Source organism: Streptomyces sp. ActVer (assembly GCF_027270795.1).
Classification (GTDB): Bacteria; Actinomycetota; Actinomycetes; order Streptomycetales; family Streptomycetaceae; genus Streptomyces; species Streptomyces umbrinus_A.
In genome coordinates this window covers 1-17,084 of record NZ_JAPWHT010000018.1, presented here as the reverse complement: position 1 = coordinate 17,084, position 17,084 = coordinate 1, and the positions used below count along the sequence as shown (strand labels likewise).

The 17,084-nt window shown below is 71.0% G+C and carries 17 protein-coding genes; 10 read left to right on the top strand and 7 right to left on the bottom strand.

All coding sequences use genetic code 11. The features are described from left to right. Positions 1-25: 25 nt before the first annotated feature. The 3 genes from O3Q52_RS05235 to O3Q52_RS05225 all read right to left on the bottom strand — a co-directional run bounded on the left by O3Q52_RS05235 (position 26) and on the right by O3Q52_RS05225 (position 4,541). Complete coding sequence (locus O3Q52_RS05235; RefSeq protein WP_269647605.1) at positions 26-2,164, bottom strand: 3-hydroxyacyl-CoA dehydrogenase NAD-binding domain-containing protein; 2,139 nt, start codon at positions 2,162-2,164, stop codon at positions 26-28. Positions 2,165-2,176: 12 nt separating this feature from the next. Further along, positions 2,177-3,379 (bottom strand): acetyl-CoA C-acetyltransferase, encoded by a 1,203-nt coding sequence (locus O3Q52_RS05230; protein ID WP_269647604.1) that lies wholly within the window; start codon positions 3,377-3,379, stop codon positions 2,177-2,179. Positions 3,380-3,485: 106 nt separating this feature from the next. Further along, complete coding sequence (locus O3Q52_RS05225; protein ID WP_269647603.1) at positions 3,486-4,541, bottom strand: AraC family transcriptional regulator; 1,056 nt, start codon at positions 4,539-4,541, stop codon at positions 3,486-3,488. Between the two features lie 113 nt (positions 4,542-4,654). Here O3Q52_RS05225 and O3Q52_RS05220 point away from each other — a divergent pair, with 113 nt between their 5' ends. After that, entirely contained in the window at positions 4,655-5,794 is a 1,140-nt protein-coding gene (locus tag O3Q52_RS05220; RefSeq protein ID WP_269647623.1) for an acyl-CoA dehydrogenase family protein, read from the top strand. Between the two features lie 257 nt (positions 5,795-6,051). On the opposite strand, the gene O3Q52_RS05215 is transcribed toward O3Q52_RS05220, so the two are convergent. The 3 genes from O3Q52_RS05215 to O3Q52_RS05205 form a co-directional block, all read right to left on the bottom strand. Next, on the bottom strand, positions 6,052-7,617 hold the full coding sequence (locus tag O3Q52_RS05215; RefSeq protein ID WP_269647602.1) for an NAD(P)/FAD-dependent oxidoreductase: 1,566 nt from the start codon (positions 7,615-7,617) through the stop codon (positions 6,052-6,054). Further along, positions 7,614-8,084 (bottom strand): cupin domain-containing protein, encoded by a 471-nt coding sequence (locus O3Q52_RS05210; protein ID WP_269647601.1) that lies wholly within the window; start codon positions 8,082-8,084, stop codon positions 7,614-7,616. Before O3Q52_RS05210 ends, O3Q52_RS05215 begins: the two co-directional genes overlap by 4 nt. 147 nt (positions 8,085-8,231) lie before the next feature. Continuing rightward, complete coding sequence (locus O3Q52_RS05205; RefSeq protein ID WP_269647600.1) at positions 8,232-8,999, bottom strand: IclR family transcriptional regulator; 768 nt, start codon at positions 8,997-8,999, stop codon at positions 8,232-8,234. A 100-nt stretch (positions 9,000-9,099) separates the two neighbouring features. On the opposite strand from O3Q52_RS05205, the gene O3Q52_RS05200 reads away from it, so the two are divergent. Genes O3Q52_RS05200 through dmpG form a run of 7 tightly spaced genes read left to right on the top strand, consistent with a single transcriptional unit; the run spans position 9,100 to position 15,107 of the window. Next, a complete protein-coding gene (locus O3Q52_RS05200) occupies positions 9,100-9,981 on the top strand; it encodes an SDR family oxidoreductase (protein ID WP_269647599.1) in 882 nt (293 codons plus the stop codon). Next, entirely contained in the window at positions 9,981-10,484 is a 504-nt protein-coding gene (locus tag O3Q52_RS05195; RefSeq protein ID WP_269647598.1) for a cupin domain-containing protein, read from the top strand. Before O3Q52_RS05200 ends, O3Q52_RS05195 begins: the two co-directional genes overlap by 1 nt. Then, positions 10,481-11,359: an alpha/beta fold hydrolase gene (locus O3Q52_RS05190; protein WP_269647597.1), complete on the top strand. Its 879-nt coding sequence runs from the start codon at positions 10,481-10,483 to the stop codon at positions 11,357-11,359. The genes O3Q52_RS05195 and O3Q52_RS05190 overlap by 4 nt, the downstream gene beginning before the upstream one ends. Further along, the gene (locus tag O3Q52_RS05185) at positions 11,356-12,291 is read left to right on the top strand and encodes a 2,3-dihydroxyphenylpropionate 1,2-dioxygenase (protein WP_269647596.1); all 936 of its coding nucleotides are present in this window, start codon (positions 11,356-11,358) and stop codon (positions 12,289-12,291) included. The genes O3Q52_RS05190 and O3Q52_RS05185 overlap by 4 nt, the downstream gene beginning before the upstream one ends. Before the next feature lies 1 nt (position 12,292). Next, positions 12,293-13,105: a 2-keto-4-pentenoate hydratase gene (locus O3Q52_RS05180; protein ID WP_269647595.1), complete on the top strand. Its 813-nt coding sequence runs from the start codon at positions 12,293-12,295 to the stop codon at positions 13,103-13,105. Then, a complete protein-coding gene (locus O3Q52_RS05175) occupies positions 13,102-14,049 on the top strand; it encodes an acetaldehyde dehydrogenase (acetylating) (RefSeq protein ID WP_269647594.1) in 948 nt (315 codons plus the stop codon). Before O3Q52_RS05180 ends, O3Q52_RS05175 begins: the two co-directional genes overlap by 4 nt. After that, the gene (gene dmpG, locus O3Q52_RS05170; RefSeq protein ID WP_269647593.1) at positions 14,046-15,107 is read left to right on the top strand and encodes a 4-hydroxy-2-oxovalerate aldolase; all 1,062 of its coding nucleotides are present in this window, start codon (positions 14,046-14,048) and stop codon (positions 15,105-15,107) included. Before O3Q52_RS05175 ends, dmpG begins: the two co-directional genes overlap by 4 nt. 242 nt (positions 15,108-15,349) lie before the next feature. On the opposite strand, the gene O3Q52_RS05165 is transcribed toward dmpG, so the two are convergent. After that, positions 15,350-15,871 carry a MarR family winged helix-turn-helix transcriptional regulator gene (locus O3Q52_RS05165; RefSeq protein WP_266494421.1) on the bottom strand — a complete coding sequence of 174 codons (522 nt, stop codon included), beginning with the start codon at positions 15,869-15,871 and terminating at the stop codon, positions 15,350-15,352. A 75-nt stretch (positions 15,872-15,946) separates the two neighbouring features. Here O3Q52_RS05165 and O3Q52_RS05160 point away from each other — a divergent pair, with 75 nt between their 5' ends. Together O3Q52_RS05160 and O3Q52_RS05155 are read left to right on the top strand one after the other, a co-directional pair. Beyond that, positions 15,947-16,816 carry an alpha/beta fold hydrolase gene (locus tag O3Q52_RS05160; RefSeq protein ID WP_269647592.1) on the top strand — a complete coding sequence of 290 codons (870 nt, stop codon included), beginning with the start codon at positions 15,947-15,949 and terminating at the stop codon, positions 16,814-16,816. A gap of 61 nt (positions 16,817-16,877) precedes the next feature. Beyond that, positions 16,878-17,084 (top strand): NAD(P)-binding domain-containing protein (locus O3Q52_RS05155; RefSeq protein ID WP_269647591.1); only part of this gene is annotated, 207 nt, incomplete at its 3' end.

The window sequence follows — 17,084 nt, the reverse complement described above, 5'->3', positions numbered from 1 at the left end:
TCGATATACCTGACGGGTCGCCCGGTCAGAAACGCTCGCCGCGGCCGGCCCTTTCGCGCAGGACGGCGGGGGGCCGGAAGCGGTCGCCGTACGCGTCGGCGAGGTGGTCGGCGCGGGCGACGAACGCCTGTGGGCCGTAGGCGTTGATGAGTTGCAGGGTGCCGCCGGTCCAGGGGGCGAAGCCGATGCCGTAGACCGAACCGATGTTGGCGTCGGCGACCGAGGTGAGGACGCCCTGGTCGAGGATACGTACGGTCTCCAGGGCCTGGACGAACAGCAGCCTGTCGTGGATGTCCTGTTCGGGCACCCCGGCATCGTCCGGTGTGGTCCAGCGTTCGGCCAGGCCGGGCCAGAGCGTCTTGGGACTGCCGTCGGCCGGATAGTCGTAGAAGCCGGCGCCGTCGGCCTTTCCGGTGCGGCCGAGTTCACGGGCGAGCGTGTCGAGCAACTGGTAGGCGGGATCGGCGTACGGGACACCCGGCTCGGCCTGGTCGCGGGCCTGGAGCGGGAGGGTCAGGGTGACCTCGTCAAGGACGGCGAGCGGCCCGACGGCCATACCGGCCTTCTTGGCCATGTTCTCGACCAGCGCCGGGTGGACGCCCTCGGCGACGAGCGCGGCGCCTTCGGTGATGTACGTGCCGAAGACCCGGGTGGTGTAGAAGCCACGGCTGTCGTTGACCACGATCGGCGTTTTATCGATCTGGAGGACGTAGTCGAAGGCGCGGGCCAGGGTGGCGTCCGAGGTCCCCTCGCTGCGGATGATCTCGACCAGCGGCATGCGGGCGACGGGTGAGAAGAAATGGAGGCCGACGAAGCGATCGGGGTCCGGGACGGCGTCGGCCAGGCCGGTGATGGGGAGCGTGGAGGTGTTGGAGGCGATCACCGCGTCCGGCAGGGCTGCGGTCTCCGCGGCGGCGAGGACCGTGTTCTTCAGCCGGTGGTCCTCGAAGACCGCCTCGATGACCAGGTCGCATCCGGCGAGATCGGCGTCGTCGCCGGTGGGGGTGATCCGGTCCAGGGCGGTGGCGTGACGCTCGCCCAGTGCCTCGGCGATCCGGGCCCGGCCGCGCTCGGCGGCCTCGGCGGTGACGTCCTTCAGCACGACGTCGATGCCGGCGAGTGCGCTGACCTGGGCGATACCCGTACCCATCATGCCCGCGCCGAGCACGCCGACCTTGCGCGTGCGGTAGGGGGCGTGGCCGGACGGCCGCGAGCGGCCCGCTTTCAGCTCGCCCAGCTGGAACCAGAAGGTGCCGATGAGGTTCTTGGCGACCTGGCCGGTCACCAACTCCAGCAGATAGCGGCTCTCGACCTGTAGGGCGGTGTCGAAGTCCAGCAGCGCGCCTTCGACCGCGGCGGCGAGGATCTTCTCCGGTGCCGGGTAGCAGCCGTGGGTCTTCTTGCGCAGGACAGCCGGGGCGACGGCGAGCAGGTCGTACGACGCCGGGTCGAGCGGCTTGAGGTCGGGCACCTGGTGGCCGGGGGTGTCCCAGGGCTGTACCGCGCCGGGGTTGGCCAGCACCCAGGCGCGGGCCTTGTCCAGCAATTCGTCATGGTCGGCGGCGAGTTCATGGACCCAGCCGACGTCTTGTGCCTGGCCGGGGCGCAGCCGCCTGCCCTCGGTCAACAGCGGCAGGGCGGCCTGGACGCCGAGCATCCGTACCGTGCGGGTGACGCCGCCCGCGCCGGGGAGGAGGCCGAGGGTGGCTTCGGGGAAGCCCAGGCGGAGGGCGGGGTCGTCGAGGCAGACGCGATGGTGGCAGGCGAGGGCGATCTCCAGGCCGCAGCCCAGCGCGCTGCCGTTGACGGCGGCGGCGACGGGGCGGCCCAGGGTCTCCAGGCGTCGCAACTGGTCCTTGATGGCGGCCAGTTCGGCCGCGAAGGCGTGTGCGTTGTCCGGGGTGACGCTGATCAGGGCGTCGAGGTCGCCGCCGGCGAAGAACGTCTGCTTGGCAGAGGTGACGACGACCCCGGTGATGTCGTCGCGTTCGGCCTCCAGACGGTCGACAGCCGTGGCCATGGCGGTGCGGTAGTCGGTGTTCATGACGTTCGGCGAGCCGGGCAGGTCCAACGTCAGAGTGACGATGCCGTATCTGTCGTGCTCGTAGCGGATGTGCTGACTGGTCTTGTCAGTGGTCTCGTCGGTCGTCTTGTCGGTGGTCATGGCGTACGGCCCTCAGATCCGCTCGATGATGGTGGCGATGCCCATGCCGCCGCCGACGCACAGGGTGGCCAGCCCGCGGTGCAGGTCACGGCGTTCCAGCTCGTCGAGCAGAGTGCCCAGGAGCATGCAGCCGGTGGCGCCGAGCGGGTGGCCGAGTGCGATGGCACCGCCGTTGACGTTGACCTTCTCCTCCGGGACGCCCAAGTCGCCCTGGAACTTCAGAACCACGGCGGCGAAGGCCTCGTTGACCTCGAAGAGATCGATGTCGTCCAGGGTGAGCCCGGCCCGGTCCAGGGCCTTGCGGGCGGCCGGTGCGGGGCCGGTGAGCATGATGGTGGGCTCGGTGCCGATCACGGCGGCGGCGACGATACGGGCGCGAGGGGTGAGGCCGAGTTCCTGTCCTGCACGCTCGTTGCCGATCAGCATGGCGGCGGCGCCGTCCACGATCTGCGAGGAGTTGCCCGCGGTGTGGACATGGTCGATGCGCTCGACGCGCGGATAGCGGTCGATGGCGACCGCGTCGAAGCCAAGGCCGCCGGGGAAGGCGAAACCGGGCTTCAGCCTGCCCAGCCGCCGCAGTGTGGTGCCGGGCCGGAGGGCCTCGTCCTGGTCGAGCAGCAGGGTGCCGTTCTGGTCCGTGACCGGGACCAGCGAGCGGGCGAAGTACCCCTTCTCCTGGGCCTCGACGGCTTTGGCCTGCGATGTCACGGCGAAGGCGTCGACGTCGGTGCGGGTGAAGCCCTCCAGGGTGGCGACCAGGTCGGCGCTCACGCCCTGCGGCACGAAGCCGGAGGCGAGGCCGGTCTCCGGGTCGGTGACCCAGGCACCTCCGTCGGAGCCCATCGGCACGCGTGACATCGACTCCACGCCGCCTGCGACCACCAGGTCCTCGAAGCCGGAGGCCACCTTGGCGGCCGCCATGTTGACGGCCTCCAGGCCCGAGGCGCAGAAGCGGCTCAACTGGACTCCTGCCGGACGGAGATCCCAGCCGGCCATCAGCACCGCCGTGCGGGCCAGGTCGGCGCCCTGCTCGCCGACCGGCGAGACGACGCCGAGCACGACATCGTCCACGGCTGCGGTTTCCAGCCGGTTCCGCTCCGCGAGTGCATGCAGCAGCCCCGCGGCCAGCGTGACGGGCTTGACGCTGTGCAGCGCCCCGCCTCTGCCCTTGCCGCGGGGGGTGCGCACGGCGTCGTAGATCAGCGCTTCGGTCATGACGGGACGGTACGAGCCGGGGCCGGGCAGGTGCCGTGACCGTGCCGCTCAAGGTCGTTGACCGGGGCGTTCACTCGACGGCACGTTGCTCAACGGTGAGTCGCTCTCAGCCTCCCGGTTGGTAGGAGCGGGGAGCAGAGCCGGTCCAGCGTTTGAAGGCGCGGTGGAAGGCGCTGGGTTCGGAGAACCCCAACTGCCGCGAGATGTCCTCGATGGAGACGGTGCCCGTGGCCAGCGCCGCGATGGCCACGTCTCGCCGCAGTTGGTCACGGATCTGCTGGAAGGAGGTGCCCTCTGCCGCCAGTCGGCGGCGCAGGGTCTGCGCGCTCACCGCCAGCCGTGCCGCGACGTCCTGCGGGTCGGGCATCCGGTCCGGCAGCGACTGCCCGAGCAGCCGGCGCACCTGGGCGGCGGCGGTGCTGCCGTAGTCCAGACGGGCGAGGACATCGCCCGGGGCTCGGCGCAGGAAGGCGTGCAGCCCCGCCTCGTCCTGGAGCACCGGTCGGTCGAGAACGGAACGGTCGAAGACGAGGGCGGTCCGGGGAGCTCGGAAGGAGCACGGGGCACCGTAGAGCAGGTCGTACTCCAGAGCATGGCCAGGCGCCGGATAGCTCAACTCCACCCGGGTTAGGCCGATCCTCCGGCGGATCAGCCAGCTGGCGACGCGGTGCGCGACGACGGTGGCGGATTCGGCGAGGTAGTGATCGGGATCCTCGAAGGCCGTGAGATCGAAGACCACCCGCGCCTCGTGGGTCTCCTCTGCCGGTTTCTCCTCCAGACGGAACTGGGGTCCGCCGGGGAACAGCCGGTAGAAGGCGCTGCTACGGTCCAGCGCGGTGCGCAGATCGGGGCTGCAGTGCACCACGGCATGGCACATCATCGCGAAGGTGCCCACCTTCAGGGGCTGTGGCCCGAGGCCCTGCAGCTCGTCATCGAGTGCCTGCCACACCGCTTTGGTGAGCCGGGCGAACTGCCGGGGCGACACCCGGGCGAGCGGGACCTCCAGCAGACGCGGTGGAATGGCCGCCCGTTCGAGGAGCGGGGTGATGTCCACGCCGTGCCGCTGGGCTCCGCGCAGTGAGGCCCGCACGTGGTGGATGGCGACCGAGCGGGCGGGCGCGCCGTACGCGGGAGGCGCGTCGTCCTCGGGAGGTGCGGCCATGACCGCCGATCGTACGGGACTCGGCCGGACACTCGATCGGACACACGGGTCAACGACTGCGAGCGCTGCGGTCATGACGGCCCGCTGTGCCGCCCGCCTACCGTCGGACCGTGATCAGAAACGGATATTTCGACGACGCCCACGAGGCGTACCGGACCGCATGGCGCGGCTTTGTCGAGCACGAGGTCGTGCCGAGGCAGGCCGCCTGGGAGCGCGAGGGGATCGTCGGCAAGGACGTCTGGCGGCTCGCGGGCGAGCAGAACCTGCTGTGCCCATGGGCCGATTCCGCCTACGGCGGCCTGGGCCTGGCCGACCTGCGGTACGAGCAGATCACGATCGAGGAACTGGCGAACGCCGCCGAGTCCGGCTTCGCGGTCCCGCTGCACTCCGGCATCGTCGCCCCGTACCTGGCCGAATTCGGTACGGAGGACCAGAAGACCCGCCACCTCACCCGCGCGGTTACTGGCGAGACCCTGCTTGCCATCGCGATCACCGAGCCCGGTACCGGTTCGGACGTGGCCGCCATCCGTACGCACGCGGTGCGGGCCCCGGACGGGGACGGCTGGCTGCTCAACGGGGCCAAGACCTTCATCTCCAGCGGCATCAACGCCGATCTCGTCATCGTCGCCGCCCGCACCGGCGAGGACCACTCGATCGGCCTGTTTCTCGTGGCCGCCCACGCCCCCGGCTTCACCCGGGGCCGCAAGCTCGACAAGCTCGGCCTGCGGACCTCGGACACCGCCGAGCTGTTCTTCGACGACGTCCATGTCCCGGCCGCCGACGTGCTCGGCGGGCCGGATCAGGGCTTCGCCCTGCTGATGCGGCAGTTCGCCCTGGAACGGCTCGTCGTCGCCATGGGCGCGGTGGCCCACGCAGCGGCGGCACTGCGGGAAACGGTCGCCTACACCAAGCAGCGCTCCGCCTTCGGGCGTCCGCTGGCGAAGTTCCAGGACACCCGCTTCCGGCTGGCCGCGATGCGGGCCCGGATCACCTCCGCCCAGGCCTTCGTCGACGCCTGCGTCCTCGCCCACAACCAGGGCACGCTCACCGCCGACCAGGCCGCCGAGGCGAAGCTCGTCGCCACCGAACTGCAGGGCGAGGTCGTCGACGACTGCCTGCAGATGTTCGGCGGATACGGCTACATGTGGGAGTCCGTGATCTGCCGCAGATACGCCGACGCCCGCATCCAGCGGATCTACGGCGGCACCTCCGAAATCATGAAGGAGATCATCAGCCGCTCCATGGACCTGTAACCCCCGACCGCACTGCCCACGGCAGTGCCTCGCCGCGGGCGGTCCAGCCGGGCAGACGTGTGCTGCGAGGCATTCTCGGACCACTGCCCGATCGCACGTACGAGTGCGCGCCGACCACCACCGGCAAGGCCGCGACCAGCACCACCGCCACGAACGGGTGACACACGCCGCGCCGCCGACGCGGATCGGGCAGCATCCGCAACTTCTCCATCCGGGGAAGCACTGCGAGTGCTTGACGTGGTCCGGGAGAAACCCCGTCATCGCAGGTCGAAAGGCACTTCTTCGTTTCCCGAGACACTGTCCACAGGCATCAAGCCGGTGGGTCCGGGCTCAGGTCGCGGCTCGCTCGGTGTCAGCCGCCGCAGCAGCGACGGGGTCACCCGCCGATAGGCCGCGGGATTGACCGCGCCCAGCCAGTGTGATGCCCGGACCGTGGCGCCGATGTTCAGATCGAGGTCGCCGAGTACCTCGTCGACGTTGTGCATCGAGAACGGGATGATCTTGGTGCCGCGGCAGTGATGCGTGTCCGTGGCCTCGTCCATGAACGCCAGCTGCTCGACGACCGCCCGACGCATGGCCTCGGGGTCGGGCAGCGCCATCGCCTCCGCGAGGTCGGCCGCGATCCAGAGGGCCGCCATCTCGGCGTTGAGCGGGCTGAAGAACGAGGAGTTGTAACCGTTGAAGTAGAGCCCGGGAACGCCGAGGGGCAGGATCTGCCGGTAGAGCATGAAGTTCCCGCGCTCGTCGAGCAGTTGTCGCCGGGTCTCCTCGGGCAGGAACGGCACGCCCTGGGTGAAGCCGGTGGCGCAGAGCACCAGGTCGGCGCGGAGCGTGCTGCCGTCGCTCAACTCGGCTGCCGGGCCGTCGGGTTCGGCGAGCAGCCGCGTGATGGTCCGGTCGCGGTGGACGGCGATGCTCCCGTCCGCGACGCCCTCGAAGAAGCCCTCGCTCGCCAGCCCGATGGCTCCGCGGACAATGTCCTCCATGTGGCCGGCCGGAACCAGGTCGAGCTTCGCGAGGCCGAACTGCCGTACCGAGACCGAGCCGATGGAGTTGATCATCCGGCGGCGCAGGCCGTTGCCCGGGCCGTGCAGGAACTTCTCGAAACCGCGCAGTCGCAGGTAGCGGAAGAGTCCTTCGCCCAGCCGCGTGAGCAGCAGCAGCTTGAAGTTGACGAACCCGCCGATCTTGCGCGGTACCTTCCACAGCAGCTGACGGGCGATCACATCGGTGCCGGCGGCGACGCCGCTGATCGCCGCAGCGACATCGCAGGCCGACTTGCCGTACCCGACGACGAGGACGTGCTGGTCGCGGGCCTCCTCCGCGTCATGGAACTCCGTGGCCGCGCGCAGCCGCCCGCCCGCCGCGGTGAACTCCTCAAGGCCCGGATACGCCGGGACCAGGGGTTCGCAGAACACCCCGTTCGCGACGACGAGCCGGTCGAACTCCTCGACGGACTGCGCTCCCACGGCGTCGCGGGTCTCGAGCGTCCACCGGCCGTCGCCGACCGGGCGGGCCGCCGTCACCTCGGTGTTCAGGCGCAGGGCGGATTCGAGGCCGAACTCGGCGGCGTACTGGGCGAGGTAGGCCTGGACCTGGGCGCCGCTGGGCCATTCCGGGTAGCTCTTGGGCATGGGGAAGTCCGAGAGCGAATACTGCGCCTTCGGGCTCTGCGTCGTCACGCCCGGGTAGCGCCGGGTCCGGCTCCACACACCGCCGACGTCCGGGGACTTGTCGAACACCCGCACTTCGTGGCCGGCCTGGGTCAGCACCTTCGCGGTGGCGAGACCGGCGACGCCGGCTCCTATGATCGCGATCCTCATGGCTGGGCGACCTCGGGCGGCAGCTGCAGCTCGATGCCGAAGTCTTCCATGATCTTCTTCATCAGCGAGATGTCCTTGGGGCCGGGCGGCATGTCCGCCAGCGCCTGGTAGTAGCGCTCAAGCCCGGCGGGCGAGACCACGGAGATCACCCGCGACTCCTCCTGGTACGGGTTACGGAAGGCGTGCACCACGTCTCGCGGCAGGAACAGGTAGTCGCCGTGTTTCAGGACGAAGTCCTCGCCGCCGAGGTGGACGTCGAGGCGCCCGGCCAGACAGATGAAGGACTCGTCCTCGCGGGTGTGCAGGTGCGGGGGCGGCCCGTCGGTCTCAGGAGGGATCGTGTACTCGAACAGCGAGTACGCGTCACGGGTCGACGTGCCGTCGGTCTTCGTCGTGATGCCGAGCCCGATCGCCGCGATCGCCTGTCCCTCGCGCGAGGGCAGCATGTAGCCGCCGCCTAGAGTCATCGTCGTCTCCTTGAGGTCGCCGCACCGGCCGGCCGTCGGTGTGTCAGCGCTCACAGCGTGCGGGCCGCGCGGCCCGATCGGCAATCAGAAGTCCCACACAGCGGGACTCCGGTCCGGTCTGCGGCGGTCAATGACAGTCGGCGACGGTCATCGGCGCGAGCAGTAGGCCCGGGACGCCGCCGCCGCGGCCAGGCGTACGGCGGTGCCGATCGCCTGCGCCCGGATCAGGCCGGAGGGGCCGGTGACGGACAGCGCGGCCACGACCTCGCCGAGCGGGTCGAAGACCGGGGCGGCCACGCAGCTGACCCCGATGTTGCCCTCCTCGCGTTCGACCGCCCAGCCGCGCGGCGGGATCGCGGTCAGCTCGCGCAGGATGGCCACCGGATCGGTCAGCGTGCGCGGCGTCCTGCGTTCGAGGCCGGCGGCCAGCACCGCGTCGATGGTCGCGGTGTCGCTGTAGGCGAGGATCGCGCGGCCCAGCGCCGAGCAGTGCGCCGGGATGATCCCGCCGACCTGAGAGAGCATCGGCATCGGCCGATGACCGGTGATCTTCTCAACGACCAGGATCTGCGCGCCGTCGAGCACCCCGAGCTGCACGGTGACCTTGGTCGCGCTGTGCAGGTCCTGAAGGAAGGGCAGCACCGCCTCGCGCAGTTGGAGCCGGATCGGGGCCAGGCTCGCGATCTCGAACAGGCGGTTGCCGATCCGGTACCGGTCCTTCGGCTTGTCGAGCCAGCCGAGCCGGATCATCCGGTCGGCCGTGCGGTGGGCGGTGGAGCGCGGCAGACCGCTGCGGGCGACGAGGGCGGCGAGGGTCAGGTCGCGGTGCGTCGCGTCGAAGGCGCCGAGGATCGCCGCGGCTCGGTCGAGGCTGCCCGCGGGCGGAGCGCCACCGTCCCGCTCAGCGGGACTCAACGTTGGTTCCCGGGTTCATGCGGCCCACGATAGACCCGTCGCGACCGGTGACCCGGTCCGGAAATCCCAGGGCCCGCACACCCCGGCGTCGGAACGAGCGGTGCGCGAAGAACAGCGGCGTTCGAAAACAGTCGTACGCGAAAACAGTCGTACGCGAAGAACAGCGGCGTTCGGAACCAGCGGTACTCGAAACCAGGAGGCTGTCATCAACGCTCGCAACGCCCTCGTCGGCGGGGGCAGCGCCGGAATCGGGTACGCCGTCGCCGAACAGCTCCTGCGGTCGGGCCACCGCGTCGTCATCACCGGACGGCGAGCCGAGCGGCTGGGGTCCGCGGCGCTGCGGCTCGGCGGGGACACGGGCGGCACCGTCCACGCGCTGGTCAACGACGTGTCAGAGCCGAAGTCCGCAGCGGCGGCCCTCGACGAGGCGGAGAGCCGGTACGGCGCGCTCGACGTCCTCGTGCTCAATGCCGGCGGACCCCCGCCCGGCCGTGTCCTGGAGGTCGAAGACGAACGCTGGCAGCAGGCCTTCGAGTTGCTGCTGCTCGGCCCGCTGCGCCTGGCGCGGCTCGCCCTGCCGCGCATGGCCGCGCAGGGCTTCGGCCGGGTCGTCTTCGTGACCTCCACGGCGGTACGCCAGCCCCAGCCCGACCTCGCGACGTCCGTGGTCCTGCGGTCCGCGCTCACCGCGGCCGCCAAGCTGCTCTCCCGGGAGTTCGCGGCCGAAGGAGTCACGGTCAACTGTGTGGCGCCCGGCGCCACGGCGACCGAGCGCCGCCGCGAGATCCTGGACGCTCGCGCCCGAATCACCGCGGTCTCGTTCGAGGACCTCGACGCGGCTGACGCGGCGGGCATCCCGGCCGGTCGGGCCGGGCGGCCCGAGGAGATCGGGGCGGCCGTGACCTTCCTGGCCTCGGCGGCCGCAGGCTACATCAACGGGACCGTACTCACGGTCGACGGCGGAAGGACGGAAACGATCTGATGGCCCAGTCAGGAGACGGATTCCAGCTGGCCGACTTCCTCGGCGCAATCTCCGACAGCGTGCGGCCCGGCGCCGCCCGCCCGGTCGTCGTGCACGCGGCGCAGCTGGAGACGCTGCCGGCCGACCAGGTGCACAACCCGACCACGCTCTCGATCGCAGGGAAGCTGCCGACCACCACCTTCGAGATCTTCCGGCAGACCATCCCGCCGGGGCTGAGCTCGGACATGCAGCGGCACCACCACGAGACGGTGCACTTCGTCATCAGCGGCGAGGGGTACAGCGAGGTCGAGGACGAGACCGAGTCCTGGTCGGCCGGCGACTTCATCTACACCCCACCGTGGACGTGGCACCGCCACTACAACGCCTCAGCCACCGCGCCGGTCGAGTTCCTGACCATCGAGAACTCGCGGCTGCTCGGCCTGCTGGGCGTCGGACGGCGGCAGAGCGCGGGCCTGGCCACCGTCGCCGAGGCCCGGGCCCGCTTCGGAGAGGACTCACGATGAGCACGCTGCCCGAACACATCAGCCTGTGGGGCGAGTTGGCCGACGTGGACCACGAACTGCGGCACATCGACGTGGGCGGCGTGCGCACCCGGGTGCTGCGCGCCGGGTCGGGCCCCGACCTGATCCTGCTGCACGGTACCGGCGGGCACCTGGAGGCGTACGCCCGCGACATCGCGGGACTGGCCGCGGACTTCCGCGTGACGGCCTACGACATGGTCGGCCACGGCTGGTCCGACCTGCCGGACAAGCCCTACACCATCGACGTCCTGTCCGACCATCTGCTCGGGCTGATGGACGCCCTGGGCATCGGCTCGGCGCACCTGTCCGGCGAGTCGCTGGGCGGCTGGGTGGTGGCCTGGACGGCCGCGCACCACCCGGACCGCGTCGAGCGGCTCGTCCTCAACACTCCCGGCAACATCACCGACAAGCCGGAGGTGATGGTCCGGATGCGCGAGAGCACGCTGGCCGCCGTCCGGGATCCGAGCGACGAGACGGTACGCCGTCGGGTGGAGTTCCTGTTCCACCACAAGGAGATGGTGACCGACGAGCTGGTGAACCTCCGCCGCGCGGTCTACGGCCGTCCCGGCTTCCTGCGGGCGATCACCAACACGCTCGTCCTCCAGGACCCCGAGGTGCGCAAGGACTTCGCCTGGCGCCCGGCCTGGGTCGGCCGCGTCACCGCGCCGACGCTGCTGCTGTGGACCGACCACGATCCCACCGGCGGGCTCGACGAGGCCGAACTGCTGCTGCGCTGGCTGCCCGACGCCCGCCTGCACGTGATCACGGACGCGGGCCACTGGCCGCAGTGGGAGAAGCCGGGCGAGTTCCTGCGCGCCCACCGCGATTTCCTCGTCCTCGGCAAGGATCCCGCATGAGCGAGATCATCGGCCTGGTCGGCATCTCGCACTCGCCGTTCGCCACCATGACGCCACCGCGCGGGCCCTCGGAGCCCGGCGGCAGGTTCCTCGCCGACACCGCCCGGGTGGCCGAGGCCGTGGCCCGGCTGGCTCCCGACGCCGTCGTCGTCATCGGCCCCGACCACTTCCACGCGAACTTCTACGACCAGATGCCGCCGTTCGTCCTCGGCGTCGAACAGGCCGTGGGATTCGGCGACTTCGGCAGCCGGTCCGGGCCGCTGCCGGTCGCCGCACAACTGGCCTGGTCGGTGCGCGACGCGCTCGCGGAAGCCGGATTCGACCTGTCGCTGTCGTACGCGCTCACCGTCGACCACGGAGTGACGCAGGGCTACGAGATGGTCTGCGGCGGGCGCTTGGTCCCCCTCGTACCGCTGATCGTCAACACGGCCGCCCCGCCCCTGCCGAGCATGCCGCGCTGCGTACAACTCGGCAGAGCCCTCGGCGAGGCCCTCCGCGGCGCCGACTTCCCCGGGCGCGTCCTCGTCGTCGCGGGCGGCGGGCTCTCCCACTGGCTTCCGCCCAACGATCCGCGCGATCCCGCGGTGGCCGGCGAGCGGCGGGAGGCGGTCATCCACGGGCGGGCGAATCTCCAGGCCTTCGCCGCGGCGCGCGAACCCCGGGTTCGGGCCATGGGCGGCGATCCGTACGCGCACGTCAACTCCACCTGGGACCGCTGGTTCCTCAAGCAGCTGGCTGCTCCGGACCTCACGCCGATCACCGCTCTGGGGGACGAGGGCCTCGAAGAGCAGGCCGGGAGCGGCGGGCACGAGATACGCACCTGGCTCATCGGGCAGGCCGCCGTGGACAGGCCGTTCGTCTGGACGAGCTACGAGCCGGTCCCCCAGTGGATCACCGGCATGGGCATCGGCACGACCTTCGAGGTGAACTGATATGCCCGTACCCGCTTCCACACTCGACACCGGCGCCGCCGAGGCGCTGAACCGGCTCAGCGAGGCCCGCACGACGCGGCGCCCCTGCGCCCCGGTGCGCGACCTGCTGCCCGCGGGCGACCTGGACGCCGCGTACGCCGTCCAGTCCGCCTGGGCCGAGCGGCAGGTTGCGGCCGGGGCGAGGATCGTGGGCCGCAAGGTCGGGCTCACCAACCCAGCCGTGCAGAAGCAACTGGGCGTCGACCAGCCCGACTTCGGCGTCCTGCTGGACACCATGGCGTGCCTGGCCGACGTACCCGTCGGCATCGCACGCACCCTGCAACCCAAGATCGAGGGCGAGATCGCCTTCGTACTGGCCCACGACCTGACCGCTCCGGTGATCGGCCCCGCCGACGTGGCCGCCGCCACCGCGCACGTCGTCGTCGCACTGGAGATCGTGGACAGTCGGGTCGCCGCCTGGGACATCGACATCGTGGACACCGTCGCGGACAACGCCTCCTCGGGCCTGTTCGTGCTGGGCGACCGGCACGTCGGGCTCGGCGATCTCGACCTGCCCGCCTGCCTCATGACGCTCCGGCGTGACGACGAAGTGGTTTCGACAGGCTCGGGAGCCGCCTGCCTCGGGGATCCGCTCGTCGCCGTCGCGTGGCTGGCCACGACCGCGCGGGACCACGGCCGGCCGCTGCGGGCCGGGGAGATCGTGCTGTCCGGCGCGCTGGGCCCCATGGTGCCGGTCGCGCCGGGCGACAGTTTCCACCTGCGGATCAGCGGCCTCGGCGAGGTCCGTACGAGCTTCACCGGAGGCGCCTCATGAACGACGGACCGGCTCTGAAGGCGGCCGTCATCGGCTCGGGGAACATCGGCACCGACCTGATGATCAAGATGCTGCGGTCCGGCCGGGGCCTGGAGATCGCGGCGATGGTCGGCATCGACCCCGCCTCGGACGGCCTCGCGCGTGCTCGTCGACTCGGCGTGCCGACGACCACGAAGGGCGTCGAGGGCCTGATCGCGCTGCCCGGCTTCGAGGACATCCGGATCGTGTTCGACGCGACCTCGGCCGGAGCCCACGCGGCCAACGCCCGCGCACTCACTCCGTACCGCAAGCAGTTGATCGACCTGACTCCGGCGGCGCTCGGCCCCTTCGTGGTCCCCGCGGTCAACCTCGAAGAACACGTGGACGCGGCCGACCTCAACATGGTCACCTGCGGCGGCCAGGCCACCATTCCCGTCGTCGCGGCAGTCGCGCGGACGGCGCCGGTGCGCTACGCCGAGATCGTCGCCTCGATCGCCTCCCGGTCCGCCGGCCCCGGTACCCGTGCCAACATCGACGAGTTCACGCAGACCACCGCGACCGCGATCGAGTCCGTCGGCGGCGCCGAGCGCGGCAAAGCGGTGATCATACTCAACCCGGCGGAACCCGCCCTGATCATGCGCGACACGGTGTTCTGCCTGGTGGACGCCCCCGATCCACAGGTCCGCGGGCGGATCGCCGAGGCCGTCGAGCAGATGGTCGCGGACGTGTCCGCCTACGTCCCCGGCTATCGGCTCAAGCAGCCGGTGCAGATCACGGCCATGGACGGCCCAGTGCGCACACTCGTCGGGGAGCGTCCCGTCACTCACCAGGTCACCGTGCTGCTCGAGGTCGAGGGAGCCGGGGACTATCTGCCGGCCTACGCAGGGAACCTGGACATCATGACCTCGGCGGCTCTGCGGGTCGGCGAACTGATCGCGGCCCGAACCCCGCAGGAGGCGCGATGAGCACCAGGCTGTTCCTCCAGGACGTCACCCTTCGGGACGGCATGCACGCCACCCGGCACCGTATCCGCCCCGAGCAGGCCGCACGGATCGCGGCCGCGCTCGACGCGGCGGGCGTCGACGGCATCGAGGTCGCCCACGGCGACGGACTCGCCGGAACGAGCCTCAACTACGGTCCGGGCAGCCACACGGACGCGGAGTGGATCGAGGCGGTGGCGCGGAGCCTGACCACGGCCCGGCTGACCACCCTCCTTCTCCCCGGCATCGGCACCGTCGAGGACCTCAAGCGGGCGTACGGGCTCGGCGTGCGCCCGGTGCGGATCGCCACCCACTGCACCGAGGCCGACATCTCCGCGCAGCACATCACCACCGCGCGCGAACTCGGCATGGACGTCTCGGGGTTCCTGATGATGAGCCACATGGCCCCGGCCGCGGATCTGGCCCGCCAGGCCGCCCTGATGGAGTCCTACGGCGCTCAGTGCGTGTACGTCACCGACTCCGGCGGCCACCTGACGATGAACGCGGTGCGCGAGCGCGTCCGCGCCTACCGCGACGTACTCGATCCCGGCACCGAGATCGGCATCCACGCCCACGAGAACCTCTCGCTGTCCGTCGCCAACTCGCTGGCCGCGGTCGAGGAGGGCGCCACCCGCGTCGACGCCTCGCTGGCCGGGCACGGCGCCGGGGCGGGCAACTGCCCGATCGAGGCGTTCGTCGCCGTCGCGGACATCGAGGGCTGGGAACACGGCTGCGACCTGCTCGCCCTCCAGGACGCCGCCGACGATCTGGTCCGCCCGCTCCAGGACCGGCCCGTGCGTGTCGACCGCGAGACGCTCACGCTCGGCTACGCCGGGGTCTACTCCAGCTTCCTGCGCCACGCCGAGACCGCGGCCGACAGGTACGGCGTGGACGTCCGCACCCTGCTCCTCGAAGCCGGCAAGCGAGGCCTGGTCGGCGGCCAGGAGGACATGCTTGTCGACATCGCACTGGGGATGTCGTCTCCCCACGGTGAGGGGGACGAAAACGAGGAAGTGAATCCGGGGGCTGAGGAGCGGCCGTGACTGCTCGCGAAGGCCGAGCGGATGGGCGACGACGCCAGACTCAAGGCCCTTCCTCAGCACCGACGATGAGGATGACGACGGCTGGCAGGAGCGAGCGTCTGGAGAGGCCCGGGCGCTGACCGCCTTGCGCGCGGTCGCCTTGCTCGGCTTCGCGGCGGTCGCGGTCCGCTCCCGCACGCTTGCGGCTCGATCCGGCGGAGGGTCCGAAACCGGCGCTGTCGTCGGCCGTCGGCATGGCGCTGCTACCGGGGGAGGCCGGAGGACTGCTGTCGGTGCGGGCCCTCGGCGAGTTTGGCCAGTGTTTCGGCGATGCCCGGCAGGAGCTCGGCCGGGATGTGGTCGAGGACCCGGCGCCGGGCGCTGGCGAGGTGGGCGGGCTGAGCCGCGTGCATGGCCCGTAGCCCGGTATCGGTGAGGACGGCTTCACTGCCGCGTGCGTCCAGGCCGTGGCGTTCCTTGCGCACCATGTCGTGGCGGGACAGGCCCTCGATGATGCGTGTGATGCGCGGCGGGGTGACGCCGGAGGCCGCCGCGAGGGCGGACATGCGCATGCGGCGGTCGGGCGCCTCGCTCAGCAGCAACAGGACGGCGAACTCGGTCATGGTCACGCCAGTGCGAGCCATGTCCTGCTCCAGAGCGCGCGGCAGGGAGTGCACAAGACGTCCCAGGCTCTGCCACAGCAGAAGCTCGTCGGCGGTCAGTGGATCACTGGCGGGAGTGGTGTCGGTGGCCGTGGCGGTGGCGTCAGTGGCAGTGGGCTCCATGTGACCACTGTATTTGACTAGTTAAGCAAGCAGTGGTGTGATGCTTGCTTAACTAATTAAGTATGAGGTGGTCATATGTCTCCCCGAGCACCCGCACCGGACGGATTCGAGCACGCTGTCGCCGATGTCGGCGGGGTCCGGCTCCACTACGTGACCGGCGGATCCGGCCCCGCCCTGGTCCTCATCCACGGCTGGCCCTTCAGCTGGATCGAGTGGCGGGCGCTGATGCCATTGCTCGCGGCACGGGGCTTCACGGTCATCGCGCCCGACCTACGAGGATCCGGCGACTCACAGATCCCGGCCGACCACTGGACCAAGCGCGAGGAGGCCGAGGACCTCCACCGCCTGCTGAGGCACCTGGGCCACGACCGGGCCTACGTGGTCGGCACCGACGTCGGCGCGATGACCGCCCACGCCTGGGCCCAGAGCCATCCCGACGACGTGGTCCGGCTGGTGCTCGGCGAGGCGTTTCTGCCCGGCTACGGCCTGGAGGAGCACATGAACCCCGCCACCGGCGGCTCGTGGCACTTCGGCTTCCACGCCCAGAGCGGCCTGGCCGCCATGCTCACCGCCGGCAAGGAGGAGCAGTACCTGTCCGGCTTCTGGTCGATGATGACCGGCGGCGGCATCACCGCCACCGACCGCGCCGACCTGCTGCGCACCCACACCCGCCCCGACGCGATGCGCGGCGGCTTCGAGCACTACGCCACCCTCGTCCAGGACGGGCAGGCAGCCCGCGCCGGCGGTCGGCTGCCCATGCCCGTCCTGGTCCTGAACGGCGAACACGGCCTACCCCAGGACGTGTTGCTCAAGGGCGCCCGCGCGGCCGCGGCCGACGTGCGCCACGACACCGTCCCCGGAGCCGCGCACACCTTCGCGGCCGACAACCCGTCCTGGACGGCCGACCGGCTCGCCCGGTTCTTCACCACCACCCCCGCCGCCTGAACCCCGTCACCTGACCCCCGCCGCCTGATCCGCGGCGCGACACAGCACACGGAGCACTCTCATGCAGATCCTCGTCATCGGCGCCACCGGCTACGCGGGCCGCCGGGTCTCAGCCGCCCTCGCCCGCGCCGGACACACCGCCCGGGCCTGGACCCGCTCCCGAGACAAGGCCGAACCCCTCCCCGCCGACGGCGCACACGTCGTCGACACCCCCGCGGAGGCGCTCGAGCGCGCCGATGTCGTCCTCACCATGCTGTACGACGGCCCC